The following is a 13,484-nucleotide window of genomic DNA, read 5'->3' as shown; positions in this document are numbered from 1 at the left end:
TAAAAAGGACCACCATGTCCATTCTCGTCGACAAGAACACCAAGGTCCTCGTGCAGGGCCTGACCGGCAAGACCGGCACGTTCCATACCGAACAGGCGCTGGCCTATCACGGGACAAAAATGGTCGGCGGCATCCACCCGAAGAAGGGTGGCGAGACGTGGACCGGCGCCGCGGGCGAGAGCTTGCCGATCTTTTCCACCGTCGCTGAAGGCAAGGCGAAGACCGGCGCCAATGCATCTGTCGTCTATGTGCCGCCGGCAGGCGCCGCCGAGGCGATCCTGGAGGCGATCGAAGCCGAAATCCCGCTGATCATCTGCATCACCGAGGGCATCCCGGTGATCGACATGATCAAGGTCAAGGCGCGGCTCGACCGCTCGACATCGCGGCTGATCGGTCCCAACTGCCCCGGCGTCCTGACCCCCAACGAATGCAAGATCGGCATCATGCCCGGCAACATCTTCCGCAAGGGCTCGGTCGGCGTTGTTTCCCGCTCGGGAACGCTTACCTATGAGGCAGTGTTCCAGACCACCAATGTCGGTCTCGGCCAGACCACCGCCGTCGGCATCGGTGGCGACCCCGTCAAAGGCACTGAGTTCATCGACGTGCTGGAGATGTTCCTCGCCGACGACGAGACACAGTCGATCATCATGATCGGCGAGATCGGCGGCTCGGCCGAGGAAGACGCCGCGCAGTTCCTCAAGGACGAAGCCAAGCGTGGCCGCAAGAAGCCGATGGCCGGTTTCATCGCCGGGCGCACGGCCCCGGCCGGCCGCACCATGGGTCACGCAGGCGCGGTGATTTCCGGCGGCAAGGGCGGCGCCGAGGACAAGATCGCGGCGATGGAATCGGCCGGAATAAAGGTTTCGCCGTCGCCGGCTCGGCTCGGCACGACGCTGGTCGAAGCGATAAAAGGTTAAGGCAGTAAGGGAGTAGGGCAGTATGGGAGTAGGGGAATAGGAAGAACGGGACGAGTGATGGCAAGTGCCTGGTTCTCCCTACTGCCCTACTGCCTTACTGCCCTACTCCCCTCCAAAACAGGAGACGGAGCCAGGCTCCGCGGAAAAAATGGCAAGACAAGATCAGGCCAACGACCAATTTTCGCTTACCTCTTTCCTCTATGGCGGCAATGCCGACTACATCGACGCGCTCTACGCCGCCTATGAGGACGATCCCGCTTCGGTCGACCCCGAATGGCAGGATTTCTTCGCGGCGCTGAAGGACGACGCCGGCGATGTCCGCAAGAATGCCAAGGGCGCCTCATGGGCCAAGCCCTCGTGGCCGCTGCAGGCCAATGGCGAACTGGTCTCGGCGCTCGACGGCGATTGGGGCATCGTCGAGAAGCACATCGAGAAGAAGGTCCAGAACAAGGCGGTGATGAACGGGGTCACCCTGTCCGACGCCGACGTCCATCAGGCGACGCGCGATTCCGTCCGCGCCATCATGATGATCCGCGCCTACCGCATGCGTGGCCATTTGCACGCCAATCTCGACCCGCTCGGCATCGCCAAGCTCGAGGATTACAACGAGCTGTCGCCGGAAAACTACGGCTTCACATCAGCCGACTACGACCGCCCGATCTTCCTCGACAATGTGCTCGGGCTCGAATTCGGCACCATCCGGCAGATGCTAGACATCCTGACCCGCACCTATTGCTCGACGCTCGGCGTCGAGTTCATGCATATTTCCGATCCCGAGGAGAAGGCCTGGATCCAGGCGCGCATCGAGGGCACCGACAAGGAGATCTCCTTCACCGCCGCCGGCAAGAAGGCGATCCTGCAGAAGCTGGTCGAGGCCGAAGGCTTCGAGCAGTTCATCGACGTCAAGTACAAGGGCACCAAGCGCTTCGGCCTCGACGGCGCCGAGGCGCTGATCCCGGCGCTGGAGCAGATCGTCAAGCGCGGCGGGCAGCTCGGCATGAAGGAGATCGTGCTCGGCATGGCGCATCGCGGCCGGCTGAACGTGCTCTCCCAGGTGATGGCCAAGCCGCACCGCGCCATCTTCCACGAGTTCAAGGGCGGCTCGGCCGCTCCCGACGAGGTCGAGGGCTCGGGCGACGTGAAGTACCATCTCGGTGCTTCGTCGGACCGCGAGTTCGACGGCAACAAGGTGCACCTGTCGCTGACCGCCAATCCCTCGCATCTGGAAATCGTCGATCCGGTGGTGATGGGCAAGGCGCGGGCCAAGCAGGACTCTCTGTTCGGCCGCAGCCGCGAGGAGATCGTGCCGCTGGAAGAGCGCGCCAAGGTGCTGCCGCTGCTCCTGCACGGCGACGCGGCCTTTGCCGGCCAGGGCGTGATTGCCGAAATCCTCGGTCTGTCCGGCTTGCGCGGCCACCGCGTCGCCGGCACGCTGCACTTCATCATCAACAACCAGATCGGCTTCACTACCAACCCGCGCTTCTCGCGCTCGTCACCCTATCCGTCGGATGTCGCCAAGATGATCGAGGCGCCGATCTTCCACGTCAATGGCGACGATCCGGAAGCCGTGGTCCATGCCACCAAGGTGGCGATCGAATTCCGCATGAGGTTCCACAAGCCCGTCGTGGTCGACATGTTCTGCTACCGCCGCTTCGGCCACAATGAGGGCGACGAACCGGCCTTCACTCAGCCGATCATGTATCGCAACATTCGCAACCATAAGACGACGGTGCAGATCTATGCCGATCGGCTGATCGCCGAGGGTCACCTCAGCCAGGCCGAATTCGACAAGATGAAGGCCGAATGGCGGACACATCTCGAGCAGGAATTCGAGGTCGGCCAGCATTACAAGCCCAACAAGGCCGACTGGCTGGATGGCGCCTGGTCGGGCCTGCGCACAGCCGACAACCAGGACGAACAGCGGCGCGGCAAGACCGCCGTGCCGGTCAAGACGCTGAAGGAAATAGGCAAGAAGCTGACCGAGGTGCCGAAGGATTTCGGGGCGCACAAGACGATCCTGCGCTTTCTCGAGAATCGCCGCCAGGCGATCGAGTCGGGCGAAGGCATCGACTGGTCGACGGCCGAGGCGCTGGCTTTCGGCGCCATCCTGCTCGACGGCAATCCGGTCCGGCTGTCTGGCCAGGATTCGGAGCGCGGCACATTCTCGCAACGCCACTCCGTGCTCTACGACCAGCGCGACGAGACACGCTACATCCCGCTCAACAATCTGTCGGCGGCGCAGGCCGGCTTCGAGGTCATCAACTCGATGCTGTCGGAAGAGGCCGTGCTCGGCTTCGAATACGGCTACAGCCTGGCCGAGCCGAAGGCGCTGACGCTTTGGGAAGCGCAGTTCGGCGATTTCGCCAACGGCGCCCAGGTGGTGTTCGACCAGTTCATCTCGTCGGGCGAGCGCAAGTGGCTCAGAATGTCGGGCCTCGTCTGCCTGCTGCCGCATGGCTATGAGGGTCAGGGGCCGGAGCATTCGTCGGCCAGGCTCGAGCGCTTCCTGCAGCTTTGCGCCGAAGACAACATGCAGGTGGCCTACTGCACGACGCCGGCCAACTACTTCCACATCCTGCGCCGGCAGTTGAAGCGGGATTTCCGCAAGCCGCTGATCCTGATGACGCCGAAGTCGCTGCTGCGCCACAAGCGGGCGGTGTCGACACTGCCGGAGATGTCGGGCGAAAGCGCGTTCCACCGGCTGTTGTGGGACGATGCCCAGCAACTCCCCGGCCAGGCGATCAAGCTCACCAAGGATTCGAAGATTCGCCGCGTCGTGCTCTGCTCGGGCAAGGTCTATTACGACCTCTACGAGGAGCGCGAGAAGCGCGGCATCAACGACATCTACCTGCTGCGCGTCGAACAGCTCTATCCGTTCCCGGCCAAGGCGCTGATCACCGAACTGTCCCGCTTCCGCAACGCCGAGATGGTGTGGTGCCAGGAGGAGCCCAAGAATATGGGCGCCTGGTCGTTCATCGATCCGTATCTGGAATGGGTGCTGGCGCATATCGACGCCAAGCACCAGCGGGTGCGCTATACCGGCCGGCCGGCCGCGGCGTCGCCGGCGACCGGGTTGATGTCGAAGCATCTCGCCCAGCTTGCCGCCTTGCTCGAAGACGCGCTCGGTGAATAGAACAGAGTTCGGCGAAAAGAACAGAACCGACAGAAAACGGACAGGCACAATGGCTACCGAAATCCGCGTCCCCACTCTTGGCGAATCCGTCACCGAGGCGACCATCGGCAAATGGTTCAAGAAGGTGGGCGACGCGATCGCCACCGACGAGCCGCTGGTCGAGCTCGAAACCGACAAGGTAACGGTCGAAGTGCCGGCCGCGGCAGCAGGAACGCTCAGCGAGATCGCCGTCAAGGAAGGCGAGACGGTCGAAGTCGGCGCTTTGCTCGGCATGATTTCGGCGGGCAACGGGGCGAAGGCGGCAGCACCCGAACCCGCGAAGCCGTCAACATCCGAACCGAAGCAGGACGCGGTATCGCAGGCCTCGGCGCCGACCGCCGCAGCCACCGTCAAGCAAGCCGCGGCCGAGACCGCCAAGATCGCCGGCGATGCCGGGCCGATCGAGGCACGCGCGATGCCGCCGGCGCCAGCGGCGGCGAAGCTGCTAGCCGAAAGCAATCTCGCGGTCGACCAGATCTCGGGTTCCGGCAAGCGCGGCCAGGTGCTTAAGGGCGACGTGCTCGACGCGATCGCCAGGGGCGCTCCGTCGCAGCCGGCCGAGACGCCGAAGGCCCCTGCGCCGGTCGCCGCCCGTGCGCCGTCCTCGGCCGACGACGCGTCGCGCGAAGAGCGGGTGCGCATGACCAAGCTGCGGCAGACCATCGCCCGCCGCCTCAAGGAAGCGCAGTCGACCGCCGCCATGCTGACCACCTTCAACGAGGTGGACATGGGCGCGGTAATGGCGCTCAGGAGCAAATACAAGGACGTGTTCGAGAAGAAGCACGGCGTGAAGCTGGGCTTCATGGGCTTCTTCACCAAGGCCGTCACCCATGCGCTGAAGGAAATCCCTTCCGTCAATGCCGAGATCGACGGCACCGACATCATCTTCAAGAACTACGCCCATATCGGCGTCGCCGTCGGCACCGAAAAGGGCCTCGTCGTGCCTGTTGTGCGCGATGCCGACCAGATGGGAATAGCCGAGATCGAGAAGGAGATCGGCCGGCTGGGCGTCGCCGCGCGTGACGGCAAGCTTTCCGTGGCGGACATGCAAGGCGGGACGTTCACGATTTCCAACGGCGGCGTTTACGGGTCGCTGATGTCGACGCCGATCCTCAACGCGCCGCAGTCGGGCATTCTGGGCATGCATAAGATCCAGGAGCGGCCGGTGGTGGTCGGCGGCCAGATCGTAATCCGACCGATGATGTATCTGGCGCTCTCCTACGATCACCGCATCGTCGACGGCAAGGAAGCGGTGACCTTCCTGGTGCGGGTCAAGGAAAGCCTGGAGGATCCGGAACGGCTGGTGCTCGATCTCTAGGGCCGGTCGAGGTGAGCCGGAGAATGGATCTGCGCCACCGAATGAGTTCCTCTCGTTTGCACTCCGGAATGTTTTTCGCAGCTGTGCTCGCGGCCGGCATTGCGCAGACGGGATCGGCAGCCTTTGCCGCATGCCCGCTCGAACTCGCCGTCTATGGCGATGCCGAAAGTGCGGCCGAGATCGATTTCAGGCCGACCGGGGGATCGGCTGTCGTCACCAACACCTTCAAGATGGTGCTCGATAACGATGTCGTTCTCGACGGGATCGTCATGTGGACGCAAGGCGTGGCGCGGCCGCATGGTTCGCTGATGTACAAATGCCCGACAGGCGATGTCACCGGCGACGAGCTCGCCGCCTGCACGCTGTGGGAGGGGGTCGTCTACAGTGCGGATGACAAGGGCAATATCGCTCTGCTGCCGGCCGAAGGCGTCGACGCGCCGAAGACCCTGATCTTTCCCGACCTCGGACCGTCGCTGCAGAGGTCGACCGCCTATGGCGCCAACGGGTTTTCAAAGGTGCCGTGGGACGTTTTTTCGCTGAAGGGCTGTCAGGAATGAGCGCGGCCAAAAAAGTGCTGCTGGTGACCGGCGGCGGCCGCGGCATCGGCGCTGCCACATCCAGGCTTGCCGTCACGGCTGGATACCGTGTTGCGATCAACTACGCATCGAATGAGGCTGCTGCCACGGCGCTTGTCGAGGCAATCGAACAGGCCGGCGGCGAAGCGCTGGCCATCAAGGGCGACGTTGGCAGCGAGGCCGATATCCAGGCGATGTTCGAGAGGATCGATCATGTCTTCGGGCCGCTCGATGCGCTCGTCAACAACGCTGGCGTGGTCGACCAGAGGGCGCGTGTCGACGAAATGAGCGGAGCACGGCTGGAGCGCATGATGCGCATCAATGTCATTGGCTCCATGCTCTGTGCCCGCGAAGCGGTGAAGCGCATGTCGACCAGCCATGGCGGCGGGGGCGGCGCCATCGTGAATGTTTCCTCGATTGCCGCAAGAATTGGCGGGCCGGGCGAATATGTCGACTACGCCGCCTCGAAGGGCGCGATCGATTCCTTCACGATCGGCCTGGCGCGCGAGGTGGCCGGCGAAGGCATTCGCGTCAACGCGGTCAGTCCAGGGATTGTCGATACCGAAATTCATGCCTCCGGCGGACAGCCGGATCGCGTCGAGAGGATGCGTCACGGCGTGCCGATGCAAAGGGCGGGAACCGCCGAAGAGGTCGCCGCGGCAATTCTCTGGCTCCTGTCGGACGGGGCGTCCTATACGACAGGCGCGAATTTGGAAGTGGGCGGCGGCCGCTAATCCCAGACAAGGCTGAGTGCAGACCAGAAGGAAAAATCATGGCTTATGACGTCGTTATCATCGGATCGGGACCAGGCGGCTATGTCTGCGCCGTCAAGGCGGCACAGCTCGGCCTGAAAACGGCGGTGGTCGAGAAGAACCCGACCTTCGGCGGCACCTGCCTCAATATCGGCTGCATCCCGTCCAAGGCGCTGCTGCATGCCTCCGAGATATTTTCTGAGGCCGGTCATTCCTTCGACACGCTGGGCGTCGAAATCGGCGCGCCGAAGCTCAATCTGGAAAAGATGATGGCGCACAAGGACGCGACAGTGGCGTCCAACGTCAACGGCGTCGCCTTCCTGTTCAAGAAGAACAAGATCGACAGCTTTCGCGGCGCCGGCAAGGTCCTGTCCGCCGGCAAGGTGTCGGTGACCGGCGAGGAAGGCAAGGTCGAGGAGATCGAGACCAGGAACATCGTCATCGCCACCGGCTCCGATGTCACCGGCATCCCGGGCGTCAAGGTCGAATTTGACGAGAAAGTGATCATGTCGTCGACCGGCGCGCTGTCGCTGGACAAGGTGCCGGGCCACCTGGTGGTGGTCGGCGGCGGCGTCATCGGGCTGGAGCTCGGCTCGGTATGGGCCCGGCTCGGCGCCAAGGTGACCGTTGTCGAGTTCCTCGACACCATTCTCGGCGGCATGGACGGCGAGGTCGCCAAGCAGTTCCAGCGCATGCTGTCCAAGCAAGGCATCGAATTCAGGCTCGGCGCCAAGGTGACCGGTGTCGCCAAGGCCAAGAAGGGCGCCACCGTCACCTTCGAGCCGGTCAAGGGCGGCGCGGCCGAGACGATCGAGGCGGATGCGGTGCTGATCGCGACGGGACGCCGGGCCTATTCGGACAGTCTCGGGCTGAAGGAGGCCGGGGTCGAGGTCGACGAGCGCGGCCGGGTCAAGACCGACGGGCATCTCACGACCAATGTTCCCGGCATCTATGCCATCGGCGACGTCATCGCCGGGCCGATGCTCGCCCACAAGGCCGAGGACGAGGGCGTGGCGGTGGCCGAGATCATTGCCGGCCAGGCCGGCCATGTGAATTACGGGGTGATCCCGAACGTCGTCTACACCAGTCCGGAAATCGCCTCGGTGGGCAAGACAGAGGAAGAGCTGAAGGCGGCCGGCATCGACTACAAGGCCGGCAAGTTTCCGTTCAGCGCCAATGGCCGGGCGCGCGCCATGCTGCACACCGACGGCTTCGTGAAGATCCTGGCAGACAAGCAGAGCGATCGCGTGCTCGGCGTCCACATCGTCGGCTTCGGCGCCGGCGAGTTGATCCACGAGGCGGCGGTGCTGATGGAGTTCGGCGGCTCCTCGGAAGACCTTGCCCGCACCTGCCACGCCCATCCGACGATGTCGGAAGCGGTGAAGGAAGCGGCGCTGGCGACCTTCTTCAAGCCGATCCACATGTAGGCCTTCCCAAGGAACTCCGGCAGCCATCTGACGGCTCAAAGCAAAACGGCCCGCTTTTCAGCGGGCCGTTCGTATTTGAAGTCAGCAGCCGATCACTGCGGGGCTGGTGCGGGGGCCGGAGCAGGTGCTGGCTCTGCAGGTGCCGGAGCCGGAGCTGGCGCTGGTTCTGCTGGCGCCGGAGCGGGCGCTGGTTCTGCCGGCGCCGGGGCAGGCTCTGCAGGGGCCGGGGCAGGCGTTGGTTCAGCGGGCGCTGGCGCCGGGGCCGGCGTGGTTGCAGCCGGCGGTTCACCAGGCTCTGGCGCCTCACCGCTTGTTCCAAAAATATAATAAGCGACGATGGCCAGGATAACGACGACCAGGGCAATCAGCCAGCCGGTACTGCCGCCACCCGACTTGGGAGGGGGGGTCGGAGTGGTGTACGGGTCGTTTGGATTCGCCATAAAAGTGTCCTCCGTGGATGAAAAGTATCAATCAACACACATCAACGCGCAATCGTTGAACAGGTTTCACGCTAGGAATCGAAAACGCCGAAAACAGGGCATTCTTCGCCGGGAATCGTTTGTCCGCAAGCACTTTACTCGCAAAACTCACCGTGATCGAGCCAAATTAGACTTTCGACCGTCCTGTACTGAGACAAACCTCCGGCGACTCGGGCAAAGCGTCGCCCCCAAATCACGCCTTGCCGGGTCTGCAACTCGACCGTGCAACTCAGTCGACGGCAGTGACGGTGTAGCCGGCCTTGCGGAAATCCTCGACCAGGCCCTCTGCGCCAGGGAGGTGCAGGGCGCCGACCGCCATGAACACGTTGCCCTTGGCGAGGATCGGCCTGGCATGGTCGATCATCACCTTGTTGCGGCTGGTGATCATAATTTCCTCGAAGGCGGCATAGCTTGCTGAATCGTCTTCGTCGCCGGGAAGGACGGCACGAAACAGCGGCCAGAGCATGCCGGTGTCGCCGCGCTGGTAAAGCACGATCATGGTTTCATTGACGTCGTTCACCCTGTCGCCGAGCTTCAGGGTGTCGACGAGGCCCTTCATGTGAAAAGCAAGCGGCAGCGAGGCCATGGCGCGAAGCTGGTCGGCGACGGTCTCCAACCCATCGACGGCCTTGCCTGAGGCTTTGGCGTCCTCTGCAAGCTTGATGTCGAGCACCGGCGTGCCGCCGGCCTGGCGGGCCAGTTCACAGGCCGGGAGCGCGACCATGGTCGACAGCATCCACGGCTTCATCTTGGCAACGCTCGCCGGTGGAATGCCGCGCGCGTCGAGCGCCTTGTTCACCGCCGCCGCATCGTCCGGCGACAGCATCGAAGACAGCGTGGTGCTGTCGGTGAACATCATCAGTTCCGGCTCTTTCAGGAACGCCGCCATCATCTTCTGCTTGTCGAGCACCTCCGTGGTCTCGATGACGACAGTGTCGGTGGCGTCAAAGGCCTTTTGCGCGGCGGGCGGCAGCGTGGTCACGCGCGGGTCGGTCATGTGCATGGTGCCGAACAGGAAGGACGGTCTTTCGCCCGCCTTTTCCAGTTTCCACAACAGGCCCTTGCCGTTCGGTGTCGCGGCCGCTTCCGTCTCGATCTTGCGGTAGGCGGCCGGGTTGTCCTTCTGCAGGGCCGACAGCATGTCGGCGCCGGCGCAGACCTGGGTTTCAGCCGCTGGGGTTTCAGCGCGCGCCCTGCCGGCGGCGAGCAGCGCGATGACGAGGAAAGAGAGGAAAAACAGGACGTTCAGCGCGACGAGCAGCTTCAGCGAAGCAAAGGCAGTGCGGTCGGCGATAGCAATGACGCGTTTCATGGCTCGCTTTTAGAGACAAAGAACGGCGAAACGGTTAACCGGCGCGGCAAAATTGTCTCGGACATCGTTCCACGGCGCATATCCTGGCTGCAACTTTGCGAAATCATGCGTTGGCTACGCCCGCGGGTGGGCCGCTTCATAGATTTCGAGCAGCCTCGCGGTGTCGACGCCGGTATAGATCTGCGTCGTCGACAGGCTGGCGTGGCCCAAAAGTTCCTGGATGGTGCGCAGGTCGCCGCCGCGCCCAAGCAGATGTGTGGCGAAGGAATGGCGCAACGCATGCGGCGTGGCGGTGTCCGGCAGATTGAGTGCCGAGCGCAGCTTGGCCATGTCGCGCTGGACAATGGCCGGGTTGAGCGGGCCGCCGCGGGCGCCGCGAAACAGCAGACCCTTTGGATCGAGATGATAGGGGCAGAGCCGGCGGTATTGGGCGATCGCCCGCAGCGCGATCGGCAGCACCGGCACCAGCCGCGTCTTGCCGCCCTTGCCGGTGACGCGCAGCACCGTTTCATCAGGCGACGACAGGTCGCCGCCGGACAGGCCGAGCGCCTCGGAAATGCGCAGGCCCGAGCCGTAGAGCAGCGTCAGCACGGCGGCGTTGCGGGCGGCGATCCACGGTTGCTCCGCCAGCTGGCCTTCCACCGAAACGACGTGTTTCGCATCGCTTGCCGTCAGCGGCTTGGGCAGCGACTTCGGCTGCCGCGGCGCGCGCAGTGCCGCAGCACCCGCCGCATTGACGAGGCCGCGCCGCTCCAGAAAGCGCAGCAGCGAGCGGATGCCAGCGAGCCCCCGCCCGAGCGTGCGGGCGCCGGCGCCTCCGGCACGGCGGGCAGCCAGAAAGCCGCGCAGATCGGCCGGGCGCAGATCGGCTATATCCGAAATGCCGGGCGAGCCGCCGCAATGGCCGGTCAGGAAGTGCAGGAACTGGCGCGTGTCGCGCTCATAGGCTTCCACGGTTTCCGGCGACAGCCGGCGTTCGCGCGCCAGCATCTTGAGCCAGCTTTCACGGGCCGCCTGAAGGTCTGGCTTGGCCGGGATGAGGAATTCCTGCATTGCGCTCTTCCGATATGCCGTTCTTCCATTTCTGGGCGATCTTCCGGCAGCCGGGTTAGGAAGCGGTGAAGAGCCGCGTCATTGAAATGACAAGAGCGTGGAGCTAGAGCAAGGCAAAGGATTTTTCCACCGATGACCAAACCGCAAAACCCTGTCCAGATGGCCGTGATCGGCGCCGCCCATGGCATCAAGGGCGAATTGCGCGTGAAAACCTTCACCGGCGATCCGCTGGCGCTGGCCGACTACGGGCCGCTCTATGCCAGGGACGGCCGCGCCTTCCAGATCGTCGACATCAGGCCGGCCAATAACGTCGTGGTGGTGCGCTTCAAAGGTATCAGCGACCGAAACGCTGCCGAGGCGCTCGCCAGCACGGAATTGTTCGTCGACCGCTCGATGCTGCCGGACGACGGCGAAGAGGACGAGTTCTATCATGCCGATCTCGTCGGGCTGGCGGTCCGGGACGATACCGGTGCTGACATCGGCAAGGTCGTCGCCGTGCATAATTTCGGCGGTGGCGATATCCTCGACGTGATATTGGCGGGGCGCAAAGGCGTGCTGATCCCGTTCACGCAGGCTGCCGTTCCTGACGTGTCGATCAAGGACGGTTTCGTCCGCATCGATCCGGCGGCGGCGGGCTTGATCGATGACGAAGACAGCGATGCTCCTGGCAGCGATGGTTTCGACCCGAAGGGCAGGCCGCGCGGGCCGAAGGACGCCGGGGGCAACCGGTGAGTTTTTCCGCCTCGGTGCTGACGCTCTATCCCGAAATGTTTCCCGGTGCACTCGGCGTGTCGCTGGCCGGCCGGGCGCTGGAGGCCGGCACATGGTCGCTGGAAGCAATCCAGATCCGCGATTTCGCCACCGATCGCCATCGCACCGTCGACGACACGCCGGCCGGCGGCGGCGCCGGCATGGTGATGCGCGCCGACGTTCTGGCCAAGGCGATCGACCATAGCTCGCCACCGGGCGATCCACGGCCACGGCTGCTGATGAGCCCGCGTGGAAAACCGCTGACGCAGGTGCGTGTGCGCGAACTGGCCGCGGGGCCGGGCGCGGTGATCGTCTGCGGACGCTTCGAAGGCGTCGACCAGCGGGTTATTGACGCGCGGGGGCTGGAGGAGGTCTCGGTCGGCGACTTCATCCTCTCCGGCGGCGAGCCGGCAGCGCTGGTGCTGCTCGACGCCGTGGTGCGGCTGTTGCCCGGCGTGATGGGCAATACGGTGTCGGGCGATGAAGAGAGCTTTGAAAACGGCCTGCTCGAACATCCGCACTACACGCGTCCGCAGGAATTCGAGGGCCGGCAAATCCCCGAGGTTCTCACCTCGGGCAATCATCAGAAGATCGCCGCGTGGCGACGCGCCGAATCGGAAAGATTGACGAAAGAGCGGCGGCCGGACCTGTTAGCCGCTCAGCCCTTGGTGAAGTAATAGAAGGCAAGAAACACGCCGACCCCGACGACGAAGCCACGCACGGCAATTTGCGGCACGCGCTTGGCGATCCAGACGCCGGCATAGCCGCCCAGCGCGCCGCCCGGTATCATGACGATCGCCTGCCGCCAGGCGATGACGTCGCCGGAGACGAAGACCAGGATGGCTACTGCCGCGATGACCACGGCCAGCAGGTTCTTCAGCGCGTTGAGGCGGTGATAGTCGCCGGCCTGGGTGAGGCCGAGCGTCGCCAGCATCATGACGCCCATGCCGGCGCCGAAGAAGCCGCCATAGACGGCGGTGGCGAACTGCGCCAGGGAACCGACCAGCGAATCCATCGCGACCTGACGGCCCGGCTTGGGCGCCGGCTTCAGCCACGGCCCGGCGGCGAACAGCGCGGTTGCCGCGAGCAGCAGCCAGGGCACCAGGACGCGGAACGACGGATTGTCGAGCGCCAGAAGGATGAGCGCACCGGCCAGCGCGCCAAAAACCGAGATAAGGCCGAGCAGCAACGCGGTGCGCCAGAAATGCTTGATGTCGGACCAGTAGGCGAGCGTCGAGGTGATGTAGCCGGGAAATTGCGTCAGCGACGAGGTGGCGTTGGCGACGATCGGCGGCAAGCCGACCAGCGACATGGCGCCGAAGGTTATGAATGTCCCGCCGCCGGCTATGGCGTTGACGGCACCTGAGAGAAAGCCCGCGAAAAAGAGCAGGGCCGCATCGAGAACTGGCATGGGGTGTTGCCGCCGGAGGAAAGTCACGTTCTGCCCGACTTAAAAAGCTTGGGCCTTCAACGCAACCCCTGTGCCGGAAGATTGCGACGTTGACCAACGACCAAAAAGAACGCGGCAAAGGCGTGACAAAGCGTCGAAATAGCTGTATGTGCGCGTCGAACCGGGAGAAAATCTGCCGGACCCGTCAACAATGACGGTGTAGTCGCCCCTGCCCGATGTTCTCGAACCCAGATGTTCTCGAACAAAGGGCATAGCCGAGCGGTCAATGGAACTGCAAGGCGAGTGTCGGACGCTCTGACTGTCGGAAGAACAAGAAGT

11 protein-coding genes are annotated in these 13,484 nt (G+C 64.1%); 8 read left to right on the top strand and 3 right to left on the bottom strand.

Going from position 1 to position 13,484, the window contains the following annotated elements; translation table 11 throughout:
• The first annotated feature begins 14 nt into the window (after positions 1-14).
• The 6 genes from sucD to lpdA all read left to right on the top strand — a co-directional run bounded on the left by sucD (position 15) and on the right by lpdA (position 8,161).
• Positions 15-917, top strand: coding sequence for a succinate--CoA ligase subunit alpha (gene sucD / locus AC0L18_RS13105; RefSeq protein WP_023803366.1), 903 nt, complete (start codon positions 15-17; stop codon positions 915-917).
• Positions 918-1,065: 148 nt separating this feature from the next.
• A complete protein-coding gene (locus tag AC0L18_RS13100) occupies positions 1,066-4,050 on the top strand; it encodes a 2-oxoglutarate dehydrogenase E1 component (RefSeq protein WP_473492616.1) in 2,985 nt (994 codons plus the stop codon).
• Between the two features lie 49 nt (positions 4,051-4,099).
• Positions 4,100-5,407 carry a 2-oxoglutarate dehydrogenase complex dihydrolipoyllysine-residue succinyltransferase gene (odhB, locus tag AC0L18_RS13095; RefSeq protein ID WP_473492615.1) on the top strand — a complete coding sequence of 436 codons (1,308 nt, stop codon included), beginning with the start codon at positions 4,100-4,102 and terminating at the stop codon, positions 5,405-5,407.
• A 68-nt stretch (positions 5,408-5,475) separates the two neighbouring features.
• Complete coding sequence (locus AC0L18_RS13090) at positions 5,476-5,964, top strand: hypothetical protein (protein WP_091592210.1); 489 nt, start codon at positions 5,476-5,478, stop codon at positions 5,962-5,964.
• The gene (locus AC0L18_RS13085) at positions 5,961-6,716 is read left to right on the top strand and encodes an SDR family oxidoreductase (RefSeq protein ID WP_473492613.1); all 756 of its coding nucleotides are present in this window, start codon (positions 5,961-5,963) and stop codon (positions 6,714-6,716) included. Before AC0L18_RS13090 ends, AC0L18_RS13085 begins: the two co-directional genes overlap by 4 nt.
• 38 nt (positions 6,717-6,754) lie before the next feature.
• Positions 6,755-8,161, top strand: coding sequence for a dihydrolipoyl dehydrogenase (gene lpdA, locus AC0L18_RS13080; protein WP_473492612.1), 1,407 nt, complete (start codon positions 6,755-6,757; stop codon positions 8,159-8,161).
• A gap of 708 nt (positions 8,162-8,869) precedes the next feature.
• Here the strand turns inward: lpdA and AC0L18_RS13075 are convergent.
• Positions 8,870-9,952, bottom strand: coding sequence for a TraB/GumN family protein (locus AC0L18_RS13075; RefSeq protein ID WP_473492610.1), 1,083 nt, complete (start codon positions 9,950-9,952; stop codon positions 8,870-8,872).
• Positions 9,953-10,066: 114 nt separating this feature from the next.
• A complete protein-coding gene (locus AC0L18_RS13070) occupies positions 10,067-11,005 on the bottom strand; it encodes a tyrosine recombinase XerC (protein WP_128187221.1) in 939 nt (312 codons plus the stop codon).
• A gap of 132 nt (positions 11,006-11,137) precedes the next feature.
• Between AC0L18_RS13070 and rimM the strand changes: the two genes are divergently transcribed.
• Together rimM and trmD are read left to right on the top strand one after the other, a co-directional pair.
• Positions 11,138-11,737, top strand: coding sequence for a ribosome maturation factor RimM (gene rimM, locus AC0L18_RS13065; RefSeq protein ID WP_473492608.1), 600 nt, complete (start codon positions 11,138-11,140; stop codon positions 11,735-11,737).
• Positions 11,734-12,432 carry a tRNA (guanosine(37)-N1)-methyltransferase TrmD gene (trmD, locus tag AC0L18_RS13060; RefSeq protein ID WP_023800593.1) on the top strand — a complete coding sequence of 233 codons (699 nt, stop codon included), beginning with the start codon at positions 11,734-11,736 and terminating at the stop codon, positions 12,430-12,432. The genes rimM and trmD overlap by 4 nt, the downstream gene beginning before the upstream one ends.
• Here trmD and AC0L18_RS13055 read toward each other — a convergent pair.
• Positions 12,414-13,166, bottom strand: a complete 753-nt coding sequence (locus AC0L18_RS13055; RefSeq protein ID WP_473492607.1) for a sulfite exporter TauE/SafE family protein — start codon at positions 13,164-13,166, stop codon at positions 12,414-12,416. The two genes, trmD and AC0L18_RS13055, sit on opposite strands and share 19 nt — an antisense overlap.
• Positions 13,167-13,484 lie beyond the last annotated feature (318 nt).

It is taken from the genome of Mesorhizobium sp. WSM4819, from assembly GCF_055811215.1.
Note: the sequence above shows the minus strand (reverse complement) of the source record. Positions and strands in the feature narration are given on the sequence as shown.